We start from the raw sequence: 21,654 nt of genomic DNA on the forward strand, positions 1-21,654 counted from the left end.
TCCCCCAATGGAAGACAAGGATGACAAGAAGCAAGCCAAGGACGCGGAGATCATGCCCCGCGTCGCCAAGGACCTCTCGCGCTTCCTGACCAGCGAGGAGGGGAAGATCCTCAAGAAGGACGTGGTCAAGGCCGCGGCCGTCCTGGGGATCATCGGGGCGGCGATCATGCGCGCCGAGGACCTCCTCGCGCAGACCGCCCACACCAACGCGGTCCACAACTCCGGCGGCGCCTCCTCGCACGGCAGTCACAGCTCTCACGCCAGCCACGCATCGCACGGGTCGCACGGCTCGCACGGGTCGCACGGCTCGCACGGGTCGCACGGCTCCCACGGCTCCCACGGCTCCCACGGCTCGCACGGGTCGCACGGGTCGCACGGCTCGCACGGGTCGCACGGCTCCCACGGCTCGCACGGGTCGCACGGCTCCCACGGGTCGCACGGCTCGCACGGCTCGCACGGGTCGCACGGGTCGCACGCGCGTCCCACGGCTCGCACGGGTCGCACGGCTCGCACGGGTCGCACGGCTCGCACGGGTCGCACGGCAGTCATGGCAGCCACGGACAATGGTGAGCTCGTCCGCCGCGCCGGGCTGATACGCCTGGTCCGGGCCGCCGCCGAGGCGGTCCGCGCGGCGGGAGCGTCCCCGGCCCGCGTCGCCGTCCGCGTCGATCCGTCCGCCGCCGTCTCTTGCGTCTGGCGCGCCCTGCCGAGAGGCGGGCGCGCCGCCGAGTTCACGGCGCCCCTGACGGCGTCCGGGACCGCGTTCGCGGCCGCCTTGGCGGCGGCCGTCAAGGGCCCGGCCTTTCCCGCCGTGAAGAAGGCCGCGCCGGCCAAGGTACTCCTCTTCCGCAGCCTGCTGGAGGCGCCGGGCAAGGAGGGCGCGGAGCGTCTCAACCAAGGCACCTTCTACCTAGCCTCGGCCCTGCGCGCCTCCGGCGCCGAGGTCGTGCTGTCCGACGCCAAGGTCTCGCGCTTCGGCCGCGAGCCGGCGCAGCGCGCCGAGCTGTCCGCGCTCCTCGACGCGCATCCGGACGTCTCCCTCGTCGCGCTGAGCCTGTACGACGCCTATTTCGAGGACGCCGCGGCCCTCGTGCGCTTCCTGCGCGCGCGCGCCGCGGCCCGGATCGCCGTCGGCGCCCTCATGCCGACCCGCGACCCCGAGGCGGCCTTGGTCCATCTTCCCGGCGTCGACTTCGTCGGCCGCGGCGCCGGCGAGGGGCTGCTGCCGGAGCTGGCCGCGCTCGGAGCCGGTCCGCTCGACGAGGCCGCGCAGGGGGCCCTGCTCTCGCTCGACGGCGCGCTCGCCCTCGACGGCGGCGCGGCGTACTGGGCGGGCGCCGAGAACATCTTGCGCGTGCCCGACCTCGACCGCGCCGCGCTCGACTTCTCCTTCGTCGAGCGCCGCGACGCCGCGTCCGGCCCGGCCTTCTGCCTGTCCCGCGGCTGCGGCTCCGCCTGCCGCTTCTGCACCTCGCCCGACCAGGGCCGCTTCCACGGCAAGACCCCCGCCGAGGTGGGCAAGGTTCTGGCCGCCTACGGGCGGCGTCTCAAGGAGCTGTACGGCTCCTGGAGCGCGGCTCCGGCCGAGGCGTTCGGGATCGGCTTCTACGACGACGATTTCCTGGCGGACGCGCCGCGCGCGCGCGCCGTCCTCGCGCTCATGCGGCGCACGCCGTTCCACCTGCGCTTCGTCCAGGGCAGCATACGCGCCCTGTTCCTCCGCGACGCGGACGGCGCGCTCGCGGGCCTGGACGAGGGGCTGATCGAGGCGCTGGACCCCGAGCTGTTCGCGCCCAAGCTCGGCCGCGGCGACGGCTCGCGGGACCCTCAGATCTACCTCGGCACCGAGAGCTTCTGCGACGCCGAGCTCGCGCGCCTGGGCAAGGGCTACGGCGCCGGGCGCGTCGAGGAGGCGGTCCGCGCCCTGTCCCGCCGGGGCCTGCGCCAGGCCCACCACTTCATCGCGACGAACGCGCGCACCGAGCCCGGCGACGTCCTGGAGAGCCTGGGCCGCGTCGCGCGGCTGCGCGCCGAGTGCGGGCCGGAGTTCGCCCTGCTCGAGCCGGTGATCGCGCATCTCGTCTCCTTCCCCGGCACCGCGAGCCGCCGCGCGCTCGCGCGCGAGGGGCTCGACGCCTGCGTCGAGCTGCGCGGGGTCCTGAGCGTCCCCGGCTTCCCCGAGTTCGACTACCCGCTCACGGTCAGGGACGAGCCCGCCGACGCCGACGTCGCCGCCTGGGCCCGGCGCCTGGCGCTCAAGGGCGCGGGCGTGGATTGGGAGGGCGAATACGAGGGGCTCCTGTTCGAGTGGCTGCTCCGAGCCGAGCGCCTGGCCGCCGCCGGCGCCGAGCCCGCGCGCGCCGCGCGCCTGCGCCGCGCGGTGGACGCCCAGGCCGCCGCGATGGGAGCGGCCTCGTGAGCGCGCGCGGCAACCTGAAGGCGAACCTGCAGCTGTTCGTCACCCGGCGCTGCCAGCTGCGCTGCATCTACTGCCCCATCCTCAAGGGCGACGGGATCATGGCGCTCTCGACCGCGCTCAAGGGCGCGGACCTCCTCCTCGGCCACGGCTCCCCGCGCCTGCGCCTCGACTTCGGCGGGGGCGAGCCCCTGATGAACTTCGACGTCGTCCGCGAGGTCTCCGCTTACGCCGCGCGCCGCGCCGCCGAGCTGGACAAGCGGATGGGCTTCTACATGGTCACCAACGCGGTCCTCGTCGACGACGAGGTCCTGGAGTGGGCGGGGCGCAACCGGGTGCTCCTCGAGTTCAGCATGGACGGCGCCCCCCCCGACCACAACCGCTACAAGGCCGCCTACGACCGCGGCCTCGACCCCTACAAGGCCACGCGCGCGGGCGTCGAGCGCGCCCGGCGCGCGGGCGCGCCCCACTTCGTCATCATGGTCGCCAGCCCCGCCAACGTGGGGCGCCTGGCGGAGAACTTCGAGCATCTCCTGGACATCGGCGTGCGCAGCGTCGACCTGAGCTACGCCATCGGCGCGATCTGGTCCCCCGAGGACGAGGCGCTCTTCTTCGCGCAGGTCGAGCGCGTCCTGGACCGCCACGCGCGCGCCCTCGACTCCGGGGAGATCCGGCTGGGCAACGCCAGCCAGCGCGTCGAGCCGACCATCCTCAACAGCGAATTGATGGTGGATACGGACGGGTCTCTTCATCAGATGACGGAGTGGATGTTCGAGACGACGCCGGCGTCCGCGCCGGCGCCGTTCCCGGTGGGGACGCTCGACTCCGTCAAGGACATCAACGCCCTGCGCTGGAGCCGCTTCCACGCGTACTACACGCTCGTGAAGATGTACGAGGGCAACGCCAAGGTGCAGGCGGCGCTCCTCAACAACATCTCCTTCGGGCTGCGCGTGGGGAAGTTCTTCCGCGCGGCGGCGGGACGGCTCGGGAAGGTGGCCGCGTGACCGTGTACGAGGACTCGATGTCGCGCGCGGAGCGCGCCCTCGTGAACGTCGATAAAGACGGAGGCGCGTCCGCGCGCCGGATATTGGCGGCGATCGACGCCGCCTTGTTCGAGGCCCTGAGGCGAGCCGAGAGCGCGCCGGACGGGTCCGCGGCCGCTTCGCGGCGCGCGGAGATAAAACGACAGGCGTTCTATCGACGGCGCCTTCTTGGGCGGCTGATCAAATCCGGGGTACGCCCCACCGGGGACCACTTACGAGCCTTGTTCTCGGGATCGGGGAGCGACCGGCTCATACTGCTCGTCACTCATGCCTGCCAATTGCGCTGCGCTTACTGTCGCGTGCGCAAATACGGCGCGACGATGACCCCGGACGTGGCCGAGGCGGGGGTGCGCTGGCTGATGAGCTCCCTGCGCCGGGACGTCGAGCTCCAGTTCTTCGGCGGCGAGCCGCTACTGGCCCTCTCCGTCGTGCGGCGCGCGGTCGCGCTCGCGGAGACCTCGGCCCGCAACGCGGGGAAGACCGTGCGCTTCCTCCTCACCACCAACGGCCTGGCCCTCGACGACGAGGCCGTCGCTTTCCTGAAGGCGCACCGCTTCCACGTCGAGGTCAGCTGCGACGGCACGATGAGCGCCCAGGACGCCCAGCGCCCCACGGCCAAGGGCGGGAGCTCCTGGGCCCGGCTGCGCTCCGGGGTGGAGCGCCTGCGCAAGGCCGGCGTCCCCTACCAGGTCATCGCCGTCCTGCTCCCCGAGGACGCCGCCCGCGCCGACGAGCGCGTGGAGTCGCTGGCCGCCATGGGCCACCGCCGCATCCAGATCAACTACGCGCTCGGCCGCCATTGGACCGGCGAGCAGGCCGACGCCCTGCACGAGTCGATGGAGAAGGCCGCCCTGTCGGCCCGGCGCCTCGGCGTCGAGCTGGTCAACCTGACCGTCAAGCGCCGCGAGCCCGTCGTGCTCAACAGCGAGCTGACGGTCGACTGCGACGGGACGGTGTACCGCGAGACCGGCGTGTGCCTGGAGGAGGACTTCCAGGAGATGAAGAAGCGGTTCAAGGTGGCGGACGTGAGGAACGCCGGGCTCTTCGAGACCTACGGCGCCACGCCCTTCGACAACTTCGCCATCCTCGCCTCCGCCTACGGGCGCGGCGGGATGCGGCGCACCTTGCTCAGCAACCTCGAGCTCGGGCGGTCCTTCGCGGAGGCGAGATGAAGGTCGTCCTGCTGAACCCGCGCGATCCCGCTCCGCCCCCGTCCTATTTCGGCGCGCCGTACGGCCTATCCTTGCTCGGCGCCATCCTCAAGGGCAAGGGCTTCGAGGTGATCGGGCGGGATTACTCCCGCGCCTCCGGTGAAGACATGCTCGTGGACGCGGCCGCGCTGGTCCGCGCGGAGCGGCCCGGTCTCGTCGGCGTCTCCTGCCAGAGCTCCAGCCGCGGCGCGGCGGCAGCCCTGGTCCGCCGGCTCAAGGAGGCGTCGCCCGGGACGCGCGTGGTCGTGGGCGGGCCTTTCGCGACCGCGGATCCGGAGCTGGTCCTGCGCCGCACCGGCGCCGACTGGGTCGCGGTCGGAGACGGCGAGGAGACCTTGCCCGAGCTGGCCGAGTGCCTGGCCCGCGGCGGCGATCCGCGCGGGGTCGCGGGTCTCGTCTGGTCCGACGGGGGGAAGGCCGCGCGCGCCCCCGAGAGGGCCCCGTTCACGGACCTCGACCGCCTGCCCGACCCGGACTTCGACCTGTTCGACGCCGGGGCCGCCCTGGCCCGGTACCGGCGCCCGCGCGCGCTGGCCATGAACAGCGCGATCATGCTGCTGAGCTCGCGCGGCTGCGTGTACCGCTGCGTGTTCTGTCCGATGAGCGCCTTCAAGGGCAAGCCCCGCCAGCACTCGCCGGCCCATTTCGTCGGCCAGGTCGCGCGGATGGCCCGCCGCTACCGCTGGCGCGACTTCGTCTTCGGCGACAACTTCTTCACCCGCGACCGGCAGCGCGTGCGGGAGATCTGCGCCCTCCTGCGCCGGGAGGCTCCCGGCATCCGCTGGATCTGCATGACGCGCGCCGACGCGATGGACCCGGCGCTGGCGCGCGAGATGGCCGCCGCCGGCTGCCGCGAGATCTCCTACGGCGTCGAGAGCGGGTCGGCGAAGGTCCAGAAGGCCATCGGCAAGCGCCTCGAGCTCGGCCTCGTGCCCGCCGCCTTCGCCGCCACGCGCGAGGCGGGCATGCGGGCGGTGCTCATGCTCATGGTGGGCAACCCCGGCGACGACCTGGAGACGACGCGGGAGACCGCCCGCTTCCTGCGCGCGGTCGAGCCGGACCGCGTCCAGGTGCACACGACCAAGGTCTATCCCGGCACGGGCCTCCACGCCGTCGCGGCGGCGGCCGGCGTGATCCCGCCCGGGTTCTACGAGGGCGACGAGCACGAGCCTCCCTCCTACACGGTCGAGCGCACGGCGGCCCAGCTCGCGGAGATGCGGGTCCTCCTGCCTTCGCGCACGCATTACCTCGAGGCCGGTCCCGGCTGCGTCAACGGCTGCTGCGCCTTGCGTCGCCCCGCCGCCGGAAAAAGGGCCGGGCTGTCCGCCGCCCTGGCGCAGACCGCCTTCCGCGCGGAGCGGGGCGTGCTGGGCGGAGGGGACTCCCTGCTGATCCGGGGGCTCGGCAAGGTCCTCGACGACGCCGAGGCCCTGCAGGTGTTCGACCTGAGCCTGTACACCACGGCCCGTCCGCTGGCCGACCCCCGCGTCGCCGCCCGCCTGCGGGCGCGCAAGGATCTCCGCCGCGTGGTCGTGCCGCTGTTCTCTCCGGACGCGGCGCGCCACGACGCGCGCGCCCGCGTGCCCGGCGCGCTCGCCCAGACCAAGCTCGGCCTGCGCCATTGGCTGCGCGCCGGCGGGGAGGCCTGGGTCTGGCTGCTTCCCATGCAGGAGGACCTCTCGGACCTCCCGTCCTGGATCCGCCGCCTCGCCGCCGAAGGCGTGCGCGAGGCGCTGCTCGCGCACCGCGAGCCGCCGCCGGGCTGGGGCGGCCTGCCGCTCGAGGACAGCCCTCGCCTCGAAGCCTTCGCCGCGGCCGCGGCCGAGGCCGCGCGGGCCGCCGGCGAGGCGGGGCTGGCGCTCTCGGTGTTCGGGCTTCCGCCGTGCCTGTGGGACGGGACGCTCGCGCCGCGCCACGAGGACCGCGCGCTGTACGACGAGGCCGTCTCGGGGTCCGCGCCGGCGGCGTCGCTGCGCGAGCGGCGGCGGCCCCGCCTGGCCTTCGGCGAGGCCTGCGGCGGCTGCGCGCGTCGCCCGTCCTGCGACGGCGTCTGGGCGGATCACCTCGCCCGCCACGGCGAAGGAGAGCTCCGTGCCGCCTAGCGCCTTCCGGAGCGAGACGCGCTCGGTCATGCTGATGACCACGTATGAGTGCCAGCTGCGCTGCGCCTACTGCAACGTGCGGCGCGGGCCGCGGCGCATGGACGAGGCGACCGCCCGCCGCGGCGCGGACCTCCTGCTGTCCTCCCGCGCGGGGCATCTGATCCTGAACTTCTTCGGAGGCGAGCCGCTGCTGGCCTGGGAGCTCGTGCGGAAGACGGCGCTGTACGCCCGCTCCCGCCGCGGCGGCCGTCCGCTGCGGATCAACCTGACGACCAACGGGCTCCTGCTCGACGACGCGAAGATCGCCTTCCTCAAGAGCGTCGACGGCTACGTCCACCTGAGCCTCGACGGCGGCGCGGAGGGCAACGCCTCCAGGCTCGCCGGGACCGGCCCCGGCGCGCAGAAGGCGATGGAAGGCGCCTTGCGCCGCCTCGCCGCATCCGGCCTGCCGTATCACGTGAACGCGGTCGTGACCCCCGGGCGCGCGGCCTCCTTCGACGCGGATCTGCTCCGCCTCGAGCGCCTCGGCGCGCGCCGCATCCAGCTCGGCTATCAGGTCGGCGTCCTGTGGAGCCGGGAGGCCGTCGCCGGCCTGCTCGCCGCCCTCGACCGCTACGCCGCGCGCGGCGAGGCCGAGCCCGTCAACCGGACCTCGGACAGCGAGCCCGTCATGCTCAGCCGCGAGACGATCGTGGACACCGACGGGGGGATCTACTGGGACGGCGGCCTCTTCCTCGAGGCCGCCCTGCCCGAGGCCCGCGCGGCGCTGCGGCTCGGGCATCTGGACGACGGGCGCGGCGCGGACTCGTTCGACGGCGAGAGGAAGACCCCCTACGAGCGCTTCCTCGAGGCGTACGCGGCGAAGAGCGCGGGCCGCCACGTCATCCTCAACAACATCAAGGTCGGCCTCGCGCTCAAGCGCCACTGGATGGGCCAGCGGGGCAGCGAGGACCCGGCCATCCGCCGCGGAGTCGTCCAGGCGACTTTGGCGGAGCAGGACCGGTTCCTGAAGCGCCGCATGCCCGGCCTCGACCGCGTGTTCCTCTTCCTGAAGGGCGGCTGCGACCTGGACTGCGTGTTCTGCAGGAATAAACCGGAGAAAGACCACCAGTCCCTCGACGAATTGTCCGCTTCGTTGAATGAGAACGCCGCGCTGCGCCGGAAGAAGATCGCCTTGGTGGGGAACGAACCGCTGGCCCATCCGGAGATCGTCGAGGTCGTGACGCTGTGCCGTCGGAAGGGCTTCACCGACATCGAGATCATGACCTCCGGCCTCCGGCTCGAGGCGCTCGCCGCGCCGTTGGCCGAGGCGGGTGTCCTCTCCTATGCCCTGGCCCTTCACGGCTCGACGGCGAAGATACATGACGCCGTCGTCCGCCATCCCGGCTCCCACGCCGCGGCGCTGCGCGGCGCCGAGGCCGCGCGGGCCTTGGGCGCGAAGGTGTTCCTGCACGCCAGCGCCTGCCGCGGGAACCTGGGCGACCTGCCCGCTCTCGAGAGGCTCGCCCGCGAGCGCGGCTGGCCCTTCTCCATCCATCCCCTCCGCCCCAAGGATGCCGGCGGGATGAACGTCCCGTACGGCCGGGTCGCCCCGGACTACGCCGAACTGCGCGCGGCGCTGGCCGGGCGCGTGAGCTCTCTGACCGGCTTTCCCGCCTGCGTGGCCCGGGACATCCAGGGCCGGGCCGCGTGCGCGGAGGAGGACGTCGCCGACTCGATGAAGCTCTATCTCCGTCATCAGGCCTTCTTCAAGCCCGGGGAGTGCGGCGGGTGCCGGGAGCGGGAGCTCTGCCCCGGGACCTTCGAGGAGCATCTCCGCGAGCGGCCCGCGGAGAAAAAGGAGCTGAGCCCCTCATGACGAACGCGCGGCGCCTCGAGCTCCATCTCTCCTACGCCTGCGGCCAGAGCTGCGCCTTCTGCTCGGAGAGCGTGCGCATGAAGCGCTGGCGTCACGCGCCGCTCACGGGCGAGGAGGTGTCGGCCGTGCTGCTCGCGCGGCGCAGGGCCGGCTTCAACCACGTGACCTTCACGGGCGGGGAGCCGACGGCCCATCCGCTCCTGCCCGCCGCGCTCGGCGCGGCGCGCAAGCTCGGCTTCAACACCTACCTGACGACGAACGGGGGTCTGTTCGCCCGCGAGGACTACGCGCGCGAGGTCCTGCCCCTCGTCGACGAGCTGTGCCTGTCCGTGCACGGGCCCGACGCGCAGACCCATGACGCCGCGGCGCGGACGCCGGGCTCGTTCGCCCGGGCCATGCGGGCGCTGGAGAACGTCGAGCTCCACGGCACGGGCGTCTACCTGCTGACCAACACCGTCGTCACGCGGGCCAACTGGGAGCGCGTGGAGGAGACCCTGTCCCTGCTGAGATTCCGTTCCCGGATCCGGCATTGCCTGCTCTCGAACGTCGCCCCCGAGGGGCGCGCGGCGGACGACTACCGCGCGCTCGCCGTGCCGCTCGCGCTGTGGCGAGAGCGCGTCCCCGCGCTGGCCGCGCCCTTCGCGGACGGCCGCGTCGTGCTCCGGCTCTTCGGCCTGCCGCTGTGCGTGCTGGGCGGACGGGACGAGCTCTCCAACGACGCCCACTTCTCGCCGCGCGTGACGGTCGAGCGGCGCGGGGTCCGCGGCGCGCCCGGGCTCGTCTCGATCGAGAGCGTCGACGCCTCCCGCCGGCGGAGCAAGCCCCCGCGCTGCCGCTCCTGCGTCTCGCGGGGCGACTGCGCGGGCGTGTTCGACCGGTATCTCTCCGCGTACGGCGCCGCGGAGCTCTCCCCCCGGAGGGAGGGCTGATGGCCACCCTCGCCTACCTGCAGGTCGCGCGCATCTGCAATCAGAAATGCCTGTTCTGCTCCAACCCGGAGAACGGCCGCGTCATCTCCTGGAAGGAGGCGACGGACCTGGTGGACTCCTTCGCCGCGGAGAAGGCCGCGGGCGTGATCATCACCGGTGGGGAGCCGACCTTGTTCGACCGCCTTCCCGAGCTGGTGGCCTACGCCTTGAAGAAGGGCCTGCCCCCGCGCCTGATCACCAACGGGCAGCGCGTGTGCCGGCCCGACTACCTCAAGGCCCTCGTCGACTCCGGGCTGGACCACATGCACGTCTCGGTCCACTCGGCGAAGCCGGAGGTCCAGGGCGAGCTGACCGGCAACAAGAACTCCCTGCCCAACATCCTGCGCGCGCTCGAGAACGCCGGCAAGCTCGGCGTGCGGGTGGACATCAACACCGTCATCAACGCCCGCAACGCGGACCACCTCTCGCAGACGCCGCGCTTCCTCTGCGAGCGCTTCCCGTTCCTCCATCACTTCGTCTGGAACAACCTCGACCCGCTGATGAACGCCGCGTCGCTGAACCCGCAGCTCGTGCCGAAGCTGCGCTCCTTCGAGGTGGAGCTGCACCGCGCGATGACCTGGCTCGCGAAGGCGGGCAGATCGTTCCGCGTCGAGCGCGTGCCGCTGTGCTTCATGTCCGACTTCGGGCACTTCTCCACGGAGACGCGCAAGTTCATCAAGGACGAGGGCCGCGACATCTATTTCCTCGACGAGAAGGGGCGCAGGCGGCAGGACAAGAGCTCCTGGAGCTACGGCAAGGCGCCGCGCTGCAAGGAGTGCTCGGTCGAGCGGATCTGCGCCGGGCTGTACCAGATGGACGTGTACTACTCCTCGGAGGAGCTGTGCCCCATCCTGACGCCGGCGCAGGCGGTCGTCGACAAGGTCCGGGCGGAGGCGTCATGAGCGATCGCGTCGACCTGAAGGTCGGGTTCCGCTGCAACAACTACTGCCACTTCTGCGTGCAGGGCGACAAGCGCGAGCGCCTGCCGACGAAGCCCGAGGACGAGCTGGTCAAGTCCCTGGCGGAGGGACGGGAGGGGGGTGCTGTCGGCGTCGTGATCACCGGCGGCGAGCCCACCTTGCACAAGCAGATCGTCAAGATCGCGAGGACGGCCCGCTCCCTCGGCTACACTTTGATCCAAGTGCAGAGCAACGGCCGCACCTTCTGCTACGAGGACTTCTGCAAGCGCCTCATCGACGCCGGCGTCAACGAGTTCGGGCCCTCGCTGCACGGCTCGACGGCGAAGGTCCACGACTACCTGACCGGCGCGCCCGGGGCGTTCATGCAGACGGTGTCCGGGATGCGCAACCTCAAGAGGCTCGGGCAGCGGGTGATCACCAACTCGGTGATCACGAAGGCCAACTACCGCGACCTGCCCGGCCTCGCGCGCCTGCTCGTCGCGCTCGGCGTCGACCAGTTCCAGTTCGCCTTCATGCACATGAGCGGCCGCGCCGGCGAGAACAAAGAGTGGCTGACCGCGCGCAAGAGCCTCATCGAGCCGTACGTCAAGCGCGCGCTCGACGTGGGCATCAAGGCGGGCCGGACCGTCATGACCGAGGCCATCCCGTACTGCCTGATGGGAGGCTACGAGAAGTACGTGGCCGAGCAGATCATCCCGCGTACGCGCATCTACGACGCCGACTGCGTGATCCCCGACTACACGCGCACGCGCATCGACGAGGGCAAGAGCCGCGGGCCGCGGTGCGCCGAGTGCGACTGGCACTCCCGGTGCGAGGGCCCGTGGCGGGAGTACCCCGAGCTGTTCGGCTGGGACGAGTTCGTGCCGGTGAGGAAGGCCCCGTGAGGAGCGAGCGCCTCCTCGTCCTCGTCCTCACCCGGCGCTGCGAGCGCCGCTGCGGGTATTGCCCGCAGTCCTTCGACGAGGCCGACATGTCCGAGGGCGTCCTCGACGCGGCGCTGGACGGCTTCCTGCCGCGGCTCGCCTCGCCGCCGCGGGTCAAGCTGTTCGGCGGCGAGCCCCTGCTGCGGCCGGACCTGGTGACGCGCGCCCTCGAGCGGATCGCGGCCCTGGCTCCGGGGACCGCGGTGGAGCTGCCCACGCACGGCAAGGGGCTTCCCGCGGTGGAGGCGCTGCTGGCCAGGCGCCCCGAGGTGGAGGTCTTCGTCAGCCGGGCCGATCCCCTGGCCGCCCGCCTGCCGGGCGTCGCGCACAACTTCCTGATCCCGCCCGGCGAGTCCCCGGCGGCGGCCGTGCGGCGACTGGCGCTGGCGCGCAAGCGCGGCTACTCGCGCTTCAATTTCCTGCCCGCCTACTTCGTGCCGTGGACGCCCGCGCAGGTCGAGGGGCTGACGCGGTGCTTCGCCGCGATCCGGCTGGCGCTGTCGCGGTGGGCCGGGGCGGGCCGGCCCGTCGAGGTGCTCAACCTCGCTCGGACCGGGACGACGCCGCTGTACAACGACGGGCTGGTGGTGGACACGGACGGAGAGGTGTACAACTCGAACTTGATCCTCGCCGCGGCCGTCCGTCCCCATCGCCGGCGCCTGCGCCTGGGCGACGTGCTCAACGCCGAACGGCTGGCCTCTCGTCCCGCCGCCGACGCGGCGCAGGTCCTGGCCGACGCGTTCCCGCCCGGCGTCCTGGCGTCCACGCGCTCGGTCGACGCGGAGCTGACGGCGTTCTGCCGGGCTCTCGGCTCCTAGCAGGAGGACCGGCGCGGAGACGCCGGAAACGCCGCGCCGGCGCCTTCGAACATCGGATAGCGCATGACCACGCCCCACGCGCCGATGTCCCGGTGCAAGGTCGCGTTGAGCGCCCGCTCGACGAACCGGAGGCAGCCGGCGAAGCCCAGGAAGGGCTGGCTCGACAGGGCGTGGTAGGCGTAGGAGGGATAACCGAGCTCGATGGCGGCCGCCCCGGTCCTCCCTTGCTGGAAGAAGCTGTTGCCGACGATGATGTCGACCGGGCCGGCCTCGGCGAGCGCCGCGTCCCACTGAGCGGAGGTGGGCTGGCATAAAGGGCGTGGCAGGCCCGGGAACCTGTCGGCGAGCCCCCGGGGCATCTTGTCGGGACGGCTCATCAGGGCCGTGGCCGCCACCTCCCAGCCCAGGTCGTCGGCCAGCTGGGCGAGGCCGGCGAACAGGTAGGGATCGGCGGCCAGCGCCACGCGCTTGTGGAGCATCGCCTGCGGGACCACCCATTCCAGGCGCTTGAGGACCGGGGCCAGCTCCGCGGCGATGAGCGCCTCCGCGGCCTTCTTGGGCCTCTTGCAGGCCTCGGCGACGGCGCGGATCCAGTCCTCGGTGGGAAGGAGGCCGAACGGGAGCTCGAGCTCGACGGCCTTCACGCCCAGGCGGTCGGCCAGGACCTTCGCGGCCTTGCGCCCGTAGGGCAAGGACAGGATCGTCCCCGCGGCCTTGACGTCCGAGAGCTCCCCGTACGGGACGTTCCCGAGCCAGACCGACGCGAGCTCCATGCCCAATCCCGCCAGCAGGCGCCGCAGCTCCGCGATGTTGGCGACGTGATCCTGCTCGTTGCGGTCCATCATGTAGCCCACGATGGCGACTTTTTTCGGGTCCGGCGCGGCGTCCTTCAGGTCGACGGCGCGCGCGAGCGCCTCGAGCGCGTCGGCGTAGCCGTCGAGCCAGTCTCCCGACAGCGCGTCGGAGGGCAGGGGCAGGACCGGCTTGGCGCTGTCCTTCGCGGCGCCGCGGACGATGCGCCGGTAATCCACGGCCAGGATCGAGCAGCAGGGCCGAGGCGACAGGAAGAGGACCTTCAAGGCGGGCCGGGCCAAGAGCTCCTTGGCGACGCGGGCGATATCGGGCTCGCGGTCCTTGACCAGGTCGGCGATGTCCTTGTAGGAGTGCTCGAGGCGGTGGGCGGTCCCGCCCGCGGCGTCGAGCAAGGTGGACGCCAGGTCGTGGTTCCCGTAGACGAACTCGGCCTTGGTCATCGAGCATTCGGCCCCGTCGATGAGGAGGCAGGAGTCCGGCACGGCGTTGACGGCCAGCAGCGCGCCGACGAGGTAGGGGGCGTTGAGGCGCTGGGTATCGTCATTGCACGCCATGGTGCCTCCACCGAGTCTCGTAGCGCCGGTGGAACGGAAGCCGGCAGATCCGCAGCAGGCGCCGCAAAGTGCGGACGGCCCCGTCGAAGCCGGGCTCGAAGGCCGCGCGGGAGAAGCGGCTCTTCCCGTTCCGGAGCAGGCGCCGGTCGTGGCAGACGTCGCTGTAGACCGCGGAGAAATCGCCCTCGGACAGGAGGCGGTCGAGCTCCTCCGGCGTGTTGAAGCGCTTCACCCCGGGGACGGCCGGCCGGGACGAGGGCGAGGGCGACCAGAGCAGCAGCTCGACGCCGAACCCCATCTCCCGGACCATCGGCAGGAGGGGAAGGCCTCCCAGGGAGCGTCCGTCCGACAAGGCCGCGGCGTCCGCCTCCGGGATGACGAACGCGAGGCGATGGCGGGCCGCGCTCGCGCGCAAGGCCCGCCACGTCCGGCGCAGCCCGCGGTAGCGCTCGCCGAAGGCCTCCTCGAACCTCTCCGGACGGCCCGCGGCGGCCGCGACGGCCTTGAGCCAATTCCGGGTCCCGAGGAGGCCGTAGGGGGACTCCGGCGAGATGAACTTCAGCCCCGGTCCCTTGGCGAGCTCGGCGAAGATCACGCCGTATTCCGAGCGGGGGGACAGGACCTGCAGGCCCGACTCGCGCAGCTTCACGAGGCTCGTGTAGGTCCAGCCGGGGAGGATGCTCTGGCCGACCTCGAGGCCCAGCTCCGCGACGAGCCCGGCCAGCTCGGCGCGCGGGCGGCCGCTCGGGAAGCCGATGAGATCGACCTTGTTCGGATCGGAGGCCGTCTCGAGGTAGCGCGGGCTGGAGAAGGCCTGGGCGATGGCGGTCTTCAGGATCGCGATCTCGGGGTTCAGGGCCGTCGCGGCGGCGATGGCGAAATCGTATTTGCGGCGCATCCGCTCCAGGACCTTGGAGACGTCGTCGCCGATGACCGCGGGCACGCAATAGGACCGGATGACGAGCAGGTCGGGCTTGGGATTGCGCCGCAGGAAATCCTCGACCATCGCCTCCAGCCGCTCGACCCCGCCGCCGCGGATGACGTCCTCGAGGCCGGAGTCGGTGCTGAGCTGCGCGACGCGGGGGCCGTCGTTGCCCTCCCGCAAAGTCCCCTCGTTGTGCTTGCGCTCCCAGAACCCGAACGGCCCGGAGAGGAAGACGAACCAGCACTCCCAGTCGCCGTGGTGGACGAACAGCGCCCCCTGCGGGAACCCGCCGACCGCGGAGGTCTCGTCGAGGAAGAACTGCACGGACTGGTCGGGCGCCGCCGCGGTCCCGCCCGCGCCGTCCGGCCACGCCTGAGGCGGGCCGCCGTCCCCCGGCCGGGCGCGGCCGTTCCCGGCGCCGGCCGGCGCGGAGACCGCGCCGACGGCGCCCGGATCGCGCTCCAGGACGCGCTGGAGAGTCCGCAACGGCACCAGGCCCAGGCGCGACGCGGTCCGGCGCAGGAGGCTCTCCGCCGCGGGGGTCGGGTTGCCGGCCCCCTGGAAGCAGAGGCCGAAATTCGGCGTCTTGATGAACGTCCCCTCGATCTCCGTCGGCTTGAGGACGACGACGAGCTCGGACTTGTCTTCCCCCTTGACCCCGAGGCCGATGCAGCCGTCGGGCGAAAGGAAAGCGGACTCCAGCCGCCAGCGATCCTCGAGCTTGAGCAGCTTCGAGAAGGATTCCAGCGAGCGCGGGCCGCCGACCCGCCTCGCCTGGGCCTTCTCCCGTTCCGGACGTCTCTCCGTCTTCGCGGGCGCGGCGGCGCCGCTTCCGGCCTGGGCGCGCATCGGGGGCGAACGGAACTGCCGCAGCGAGAGCTCCGTGAAAAGGCGGTCGTCCATCGGCGTGGGCGCCCCGATCTCCCCGGGCGCGACGGCCGCCACCGCCGCGGCGAGGTCCTTGAAGACCCGGACGAGGCCCGAGCCGGGATCGTGCTCGATCAGGGTCTTCCTCAGGTACTCGGCCTCGCGCACGATGGGGTCGCGGGGGACGAAGCCCAGGATGCGCGTGTTCAGCAGGCGCGCGAAGCGCTCCAGCATCTCGCGGTCCACCTCGGGGTCGCGCATGTTGACGATCAGGCCGCCGAGGACCGCTCCGTTGGCGGTATAGGTCCGCACCGCCTTGGCGATGTTGTTGGCCGCGTACAGCGCGGCCATCTCCTCGGAGGCGACGATGAAGATCTTGTCGGCGAAGCCCTGCCGCAGCGGCGCGGCGAAGCCGCCGCAGACGACGTCGCCGAGGATGTCGAAGATCACCGTGTCGTACTTCGCCGGGCTCATGAGGTCGAGCCGCTCCAGGGTCTCCAGGAGCTGGTTGATGCCGTAGCCGGCGCAGCCCAGCCCCGGCTCGGGGCCGCCGGCCTCGACGCAGTCGATGCCGAACTTGCCCTTGGTCAGGACCTCGGCCGCGGTGAGCGAGGTGAAATGCGAGGCCTGATGGCGCTCCTGGAAGGTGAGGATCGAGGCGTCCTCGGTGAGGGCCAAAGTGGAGTCGTGCTTCGGGTCGCAGCCGATGTGCAGGATCTTCCTTCCTTCGGACGCGAGGATCGCGCTGAGGTTGGCCGAGATCGTCGATTTCCCGATTCCGCCCTTGCCGAAGAAGGCGAGCTTCTCCATGACCGCCATGCGAAGTATGATACGATATAAAACGTGATTTGTCGTCGACGGACGGTGGTCGGATGAAGGCCCGCCCGGCGGACCTCTCGAAGCTGCGGTCGTCGGGCTCCGACGTCACGCTGATCGAGGAGCTCACCTGGCTGGACGGCGCCGCCGTCGCGGCGAGGCACCTCGAGGACACGATCACGCTGCGCTGCCGCAACCGCTGCCTGTCCTGCCCGCAGCCGAAGATGCGCCGCGACATCCCCTGGAAGGTCGTCTCGAAGGGCCTGCAGGAGTACGCCCGGCGTCCGGACCGGCGAGTCGGCGAGATGGAGCTCGTGCTGACCGGGGGCGAGCCCTCGATGGCGAAGTCCTTCCTGGACATCGCGCGCCTGGGCCGGGACCTGGGGTTCGGGGCGGTCTCGGTGATCTCGAGCTCGGAGAGCTACGCCGACGCGAGGTTCGCGCGCGCCGTCTACGACGCCGGCATCCGGCGCGTGCTGCTGTCGTTCCACTCGCACCGTCCGAAGGTCTACCACTTCTTCACCGGCACGCGCGGGCAGTACGACCGGGCCGTCCGCGGTTTTTCGAACTGCCTGAGCCTGCCGTTCGCGTCCGTGAGCTGCAACATGGTCGTCAATCGCCTGAACTACCGCGACGTGCCCGCGCACGCGGCGTTCTTGGCCGGCCTGGGGGCGGCGCCGACCGCGCGGGCGCCGCTGTCGCTCGTGCTGTCCGTCCTCGAGGAGAACCCGAAATGGGAGAACCTCTGCGTGCCCCATCGCGCGGCGGCGCCCTACATCCGCCGCGCCTGCGAGGAGGGCCGGCTCCCGATCCGGAGGTTCGCGGGGGATTGGACCATGCCGGTGTGCGTCGGAGGGCTGGGCGAGGCGTCGCCTTCCCTGGCCCCGCTCGCGCGCCGCGACTCCGCGACCTGGTACGCGCCGAGGGGCTGGACGCCGTCGGGCTCGCCGCCGCCGGAGGCCTTCCGCCGCGTCAAGGCCTCGGCCTGCCGCGGCTGCGCCATGGACCCCGTCTGCGCCGGCCTCGGCCGGACCTACGCCGGGAGGTTCGGGACCGGCGAGCTCGCGCCGGTGCCGAGGCGCCTCTCCGCGCCGGGCCGCGGCGAGCGGATCCTCTCGTGGTAGGGCGTCAGGGGGCGTAGGCCCGGATCTCGCGGGGGGGCTCGGGCTCGTCGGCGCGCCGCCGCGGCGCGGCCTTCGAGATCCACCGGCGCAGGCCCATGAAGAACTCCCCGTAGCGCCGTCCGAACGCGATGTTGTTGAGGATCACGCGGCGCTGGCCCGGGTTCCCGGCGTACATCGCGAAGTGCGCGCGGGCGCAGTGGAAGCGGTTGATGTAGAGGGAGTCGTAGGCGGGCGCGTCGTGCACGCTGCCGAGCGGGCGCGGGGTCGGGGCCCCGGGCGGCACGCACTCCATCAGCCATTCCGTCAGCAGCCGTATGGTCCCGTCCGTGTCCACGGTGAACTCCGGGTTGATGACCCCCGGCTCGACGTCGCCGCGGAGGTTGCCGATGCGGATCTCCCCGGCGGCCAGCTCCCGGCGATGGCGCCCGGCGAAGCGGAGCATCTGCGCGAAGTAATCGTCCTGCGCCCGACGGGGCCACTCGACGCCGATCGAGTAGTTCAGGTCGAAGGAGCGGACGCCGTGCGCGAGGAGGTGCTCGAGGTTCCGGTCGAGCGCCTTGACGCTCGCGGGCGTGGCCACCGGGATCACCGAGCAGGTCACGCCGGAGAGCAGGACCTTCTCCACCTTGCGCCGGAGGACCTCGTAGGTGTCGAGCCCGCCGCCGCCGGCGACGCGCTCGAGGTTGTGCGTCCTCGGCGCGCCGTCCCACGAGAGCACGACGAGGAACCCGTGCCGCGCCATCCACTCGAGCTTGCGGTCGTCGAGCAGCAGGGCGTTCGTCGCGATGTGGAAACGGAGCCTCTTGCCCAGGCTCCGGCCCCGCCGGGCGGCGTGCTCCGTCGCCTCGCGGATCACGTCGAAGGCGAGCAGCGGCTCCCCGCCGTAGAACTCGAGGGTCAGCTCCTCGCTCCGGGAGCCGAGCAGCAGGTCCACGCCCTTGAGCGCGGTCGCCGGCGTCATGTCCTCCCCGCCCTTGATCACGGCGCAGTAGCGGCAGCGCAGCTGGCAGCGCCGCGTGACGAACAGCTGCAGGCTCGACTTCCAGTTGCGCAGGCCCATCAGAGCGGCCTCAGGTCCTGGTAGTCCGCGAAGCGCGCGACCGCGGCGCGCAGCGCGGCCTCCCGCGCCGGGCGGCGCCGCGAGAGCGAGAGCGCCTCGGCCTCGAGCAGCGCGTCGAGCAGGACGCGCGCGAGCTCCTCGAGCCAGCCGACGGGCGCGGCCCCGGCGACGCGCGCGAGGCAGGCGCGGACGAGGGGATCGGCGGCGCCGCGGGGCGCCGGGACCGCCGCGACCGTGAAGCCCTCGCCGCACAGCGCCGTCAGCCGCACCAGGCGGTAGAGGTTCTCGAGCAGGTCCTCGACGGAGGCGCGGGGGGTCGCCACGAGGACGCGGTGCTCCTGTCCCAGTCCGCGCCGCGCGAGCTCGAGCGCGGCCGTCTCGATCCGCGCGTAGCGGCTCGACCGCCCCAGCCGCGTCCGCTCGGCGTCGCAGAAGCTGCCGGTCGCGACGCGGACGACCCTCACGCGGGCGTCCTCTCCGAGACGGCGCGCATCCGCGCGAGCATGAGGTGCTCGGCGAGACGATCGGCGAAGTCGAGGAACCCGCGGAAGCCCAGGTAGGGCCGCGGGGCGAGCGAGTGGTGGAAGTAGGAGGGGAAGCCGAACTCCATCACCGGTCCCGCCTCGAGCCCCAGGACCTGCCAGCCGACGTTGTTGGTCGCGCACAGGTCGTAGGGCGCCGCGCCCGCGACGGCGGCGAGCCATGCCGTCTCCTCGGGCTCCTGGAGCGGAGGGCGCTCGAGGGCGAGGGCGCGGGGCCCGAGGCGCCCGGCGCGGGAGACGACCGCGGCGGACTCGACGCGGGCTCCGAGGAGCGCGGAGATCTCGAGGAAGCCCTCGAGCAGGTGGGGGTCGCCCAAGTAGAGGAGCCTTTTATTAAGGAACACCTGAGGGGCGGCCCACTCGAGGGGAGGCACCGCGCGGCGCAGCTCCGCGTCGATGAAGCGCTCCGCGGCGGCCTTGCGCCCCAGCGCGGCGGCCACGGCCCTCACCCAGCGGACGCTCCCGTCGAGGCCGAACGGCAGGCCGGTCTCGACGAGCGGGACCTTCAGCCGCCCGGCGAGGGTCGCGGCGGCCTCGCGCGCGTAGGGCAGGCTGATCACGGCCGAGGCGCGGCTCGCGCCGGCCAGGCCGGCGTAGGAGCCGCCGGAGGGCCAGGCCGAGACGAGCTCGAGCCCGAGCGCCCCGAGCATGCGCTCCAGCTCGCCGAGGTTCCCGCGCGCGTCGCCCTCGTTGCGGTCCAGCAGGTGCCCGACGACGGCGACGGCGTTCTTCCGCCGCTTCGGGCGCGGCAGGTCGACGCTCCCGGCGATCGCGTCCCAGACGGACGCGTAGCCGTCCAGCCAGTCGTGGTCGAGCGTGTCGCAGCGGATCTCGAGGAAGGGCGTCCTCGTCTTCCGGCGCAGCGGCTCGATGAGCCGGTCGTACTGGATGCCGGAGAGGCCGCACATCGTCAAGGCGGAGACCATCACCAAGCCCGCGTCGGGGCGGCGGAGGACGCGCTCGAGCAAGGTCCGGATGCGCTCCTCGCGGCTGAAGGTGATCGTGTCCCAGGTGGTCCCCGTCATGACGATCCGGTGGAAGCCGAGGGGATCGAGCAAGGTCGAGCGCCAGTCGTGCTTGCCCGACAGGTGCTCGGCCTTGAAGGAGACGCACTGCGGCCCGTCGACGAGAAGGTAGGCGTCGCGGACCGCGTTCACCGCGACGTAGACGCCGAGGAGGTAGGGGAGGTTGAGCCGGAGGGAGCGCGCGTCAGCCACGGGGCTCCTCCGCGAGGTAGCGGGCGTAATCCCGATAGAGCGGCATCCCGGCGGCGCCGAGCAGGCGCTCGAGGGTCCGGACGGCGCCCGCGAGGCCGGGCTCGAAGAAGGGTAGGGAGAACTGGCTCTTGCCGGCGCGCGAGAGCCGCGCGTCGAAGAAGAGGTCGGAATAGACGGCGTCGACGGGCCGCTCGCGCAGGAGCGCGTCGAGCTCCTTCTGCGAATGGAAGCGGCGGATGGTCTCCCGGCCGCGCGCGTCGTCCGCCGCGGGATGCGCGGTCCCGCCGCCGCAGGGGCACCAGAGGAGCCATTCGATCCGGAACCCCATCTCGCGGATCGCGGGCAGGAGGGGGACGCCCGCGCTGAAGCGGCAGTCCCGGAGCCGGGCGAGGCGCGCCGCGTCGCAGACGAAGCCGAGGCAGCGCCCGTGGGCCCGCCGCCTCAGCTCCTCCCAGCGCCGCTCGAACGGCGCGGCCAGCCCGCTCCAGAGACGATCGAGCTCCTTCTTCCGGTCGAACGATTTCGCGATCTCCCCGAGCCAGCGCCGGGTGCCTTCCATCCCGTACGGCGGCTCGATGGCGAGCGCCGGGATCGGGAGCTTGCCGAACAGGCTCGCGGCGAGACCCTCGTACGCGCGGTGCGGCCTCAGGACCTGGAGGTCGGCGTCGCCGTAGCGCGCGACGCTCTCGCGGTCGAACTCCGGCAGCACGACGCTGTTGACCTCGATCCCGAGCGCGCCGAGCAGCGCCGTGAGCTCGGCTAAGCTCCGGTCGCGGGGGAAGCCCACGAGGTTGAGGCGCGGACCCGCGTCCCGGCGGACCGTCTTGTCCGCGAGGGCGAAGAGGTCGGCGAGCAGGTCGGTGTGCTGGTCCGCGTCGCGATCGGGGAAAAGGACGGGGATGCCCGAGCGCCGGCGGAAGCGCTCGACGACCGAGTCGTTGTCGTCGCCGATGACGACGGCCGGGCAGGAGGTGAGGAAGACCGCGAGGCCGGTCCGGCCCGGGTCCGCGGCGAGCCCGCTCATCGCGGCCTCCATCTTCCGCGAGCCGCCCATGATGATCTCGCTGTCCTTGATGTCGCAGACGATCTGGCGCGAGCCGAGGCGGCGCAGCTCGAAGGGCAGGGGCAGGACGTTCGAGCAGTGGTCGGGCCACGGATGGTTGACGAACCCGGCGGCGCCGTCGTCGCTGCGCGCCTCGACGAAGAAGCACTCGAGCTCCTTCTGCACGACGAAGGCGGTGTCGCGCAGCAGCGGCTTGGCGGAATTGAGCTCTATCTCCGGGCCGGCGAAGAACTGGCGCCACTGGTCCTCGACGCCCCAGGTCCACATCATCCAGCTCGCGTAGGGAGGGGCCTGCGCCCCGTCCGCGGCCTCGCCGAGCTCGCGCGGAGGCTCCGGGCGCGGCGCGAGAGGAGCCGCCGGGGCCTCCGCGCGCGCGGCGGCGGGCGCCGGCGCGGCGGGCGCGGAGCGCGCGGG

The 21,654-nt window shown here is 72.5% G+C and carries 16 protein-coding genes; 10 read left to right on the forward strand and 6 right to left on the reverse strand.

Features of this window, described 5'->3' with window-relative positions; all coding sequences use genetic code 11:
* Positions 1-7 precede the first annotated feature (7 nt).
* From HYV14_02410 to HYV14_02450, 9 genes are read left to right on the forward strand one after another with little or no spacing between them, the layout of a single operon-like run.
* Complete coding sequence (locus HYV14_02410; protein ID MBI2384845.1) at positions 8-2,419, forward strand: cobalamin B12-binding domain-containing protein; 2,412 nt, start codon at positions 8-10, stop codon at positions 2,417-2,419.
* Positions 2,416-3,420: a radical SAM protein gene (locus HYV14_02415; GenBank protein ID MBI2384846.1), complete on the forward strand. Its 1,005-nt coding sequence runs from the start codon at positions 2,416-2,418 to the stop codon at positions 3,418-3,420. The genes HYV14_02410 and HYV14_02415 overlap by 4 nt, the downstream gene beginning before the upstream one ends.
* Positions 3,417-4,631 carry a radical SAM protein gene (locus HYV14_02420; protein ID MBI2384847.1) on the forward strand — a complete coding sequence of 405 codons (1,215 nt, stop codon included), beginning with the start codon at positions 3,417-3,419 and terminating at the stop codon, positions 4,629-4,631. Before HYV14_02415 ends, HYV14_02420 begins: the two co-directional genes overlap by 4 nt.
* The gene (locus tag HYV14_02425) at positions 4,628-6,772 is read left to right on the forward strand and encodes a cobalamin B12-binding domain-containing protein (protein ID MBI2384848.1); all 2,145 of its coding nucleotides are present in this window, start codon (positions 4,628-4,630) and stop codon (positions 6,770-6,772) included. Before HYV14_02420 ends, HYV14_02425 begins: the two co-directional genes overlap by 4 nt.
* Positions 6,762-8,630: a radical SAM protein gene (locus HYV14_02430; GenBank protein ID MBI2384849.1), complete on the forward strand. Its 1,869-nt coding sequence runs from the start codon at positions 6,762-6,764 to the stop codon at positions 8,628-8,630. The genes HYV14_02425 and HYV14_02430 overlap by 11 nt, the downstream gene beginning before the upstream one ends.
* The gene (locus HYV14_02435) at positions 8,627-9,559 is read left to right on the forward strand and encodes a radical SAM protein (GenBank protein MBI2384850.1); all 933 of its coding nucleotides are present in this window, start codon (positions 8,627-8,629) and stop codon (positions 9,557-9,559) included. The genes HYV14_02430 and HYV14_02435 overlap by 4 nt, the downstream gene beginning before the upstream one ends.
* Entirely contained in the window at positions 9,559-10,500 is a 942-nt protein-coding gene (locus HYV14_02440) for a radical SAM protein (GenBank protein MBI2384851.1), read from the forward strand. The genes HYV14_02435 and HYV14_02440 overlap by 1 nt, the downstream gene beginning before the upstream one ends.
* A complete protein-coding gene (locus tag HYV14_02445) occupies positions 10,497-11,402 on the forward strand; it encodes a radical SAM protein (protein MBI2384852.1) in 906 nt (301 codons plus the stop codon). Before HYV14_02440 ends, HYV14_02445 begins: the two co-directional genes overlap by 4 nt.
* Positions 11,399-12,259 carry a hypothetical protein gene (locus HYV14_02450; protein MBI2384853.1) on the forward strand — a complete coding sequence of 287 codons (861 nt, stop codon included), beginning with the start codon at positions 11,399-11,401 and terminating at the stop codon, positions 12,257-12,259. The genes HYV14_02445 and HYV14_02450 overlap by 4 nt, the downstream gene beginning before the upstream one ends.
* On the opposite strand, the gene HYV14_02455 is transcribed toward HYV14_02450, so the two are convergent.
* Together HYV14_02455 and HYV14_02460 are read right to left on the reverse strand one after the other, a co-directional pair.
* Complete coding sequence (locus HYV14_02455) at positions 12,256-13,626, reverse strand: hypothetical protein (protein MBI2384854.1); 1,371 nt, start codon at positions 13,624-13,626, stop codon at positions 12,256-12,258. The two genes, HYV14_02450 and HYV14_02455, sit on opposite strands and share 4 nt — an antisense overlap.
* The gene (locus tag HYV14_02460; GenBank protein ID MBI2384855.1) at positions 13,613-16,237 is read right to left on the reverse strand and encodes an AAA family ATPase; all 2,625 of its coding nucleotides are present in this window, start codon (positions 16,235-16,237) and stop codon (positions 13,613-13,615) included. The genes HYV14_02455 and HYV14_02460 overlap by 14 nt, the downstream gene beginning before the upstream one ends.
* Before the next feature lie 53 nt (positions 16,238-16,290).
* Here HYV14_02460 and HYV14_02465 point away from each other — a divergent pair, with 53 nt between their 5' ends.
* Entirely contained in the window at positions 16,291-17,358 is a 1,068-nt protein-coding gene (locus tag HYV14_02465; GenBank protein MBI2384856.1) for a radical SAM protein, read from the forward strand.
* Between the two features lie 4 nt (positions 17,359-17,362).
* On the opposite strand, the gene HYV14_02470 is transcribed toward HYV14_02465, so the two are convergent.
* The 4 genes from HYV14_02470 to HYV14_02485 form a co-directional block, all read right to left on the reverse strand.
* The gene (locus tag HYV14_02470) at positions 17,363-18,418 is read right to left on the reverse strand and encodes a radical SAM protein (GenBank protein ID MBI2384857.1); all 1,056 of its coding nucleotides are present in this window, start codon (positions 18,416-18,418) and stop codon (positions 17,363-17,365) included.
* Positions 18,418-18,882: a hypothetical protein gene (locus tag HYV14_02475; protein ID MBI2384858.1), complete on the reverse strand. Its 465-nt coding sequence runs from the start codon at positions 18,880-18,882 to the stop codon at positions 18,418-18,420. The genes HYV14_02470 and HYV14_02475 overlap by 1 nt, the downstream gene beginning before the upstream one ends.
* Positions 18,879-20,177, reverse strand: coding sequence for a hypothetical protein (locus HYV14_02480; GenBank protein MBI2384859.1), 1,299 nt, complete (start codon positions 20,175-20,177; stop codon positions 18,879-18,881). Before HYV14_02480 ends, HYV14_02475 begins: the two co-directional genes overlap by 4 nt.
* On the reverse strand, positions 20,170-21,654 hold a 1,485-nt coding region (locus HYV14_02485), incomplete at its 5' end, for a hypothetical protein (protein MBI2384860.1). The genes HYV14_02480 and HYV14_02485, both read right to left, overlap by 8 nt.

This window comes from Elusimicrobiota bacterium, from assembly GCA_016182905.1.
Classification (GTDB): Bacteria; Elusimicrobiota; Elusimicrobia; order UBA1565; family UBA9628; genus GWA2-66-18.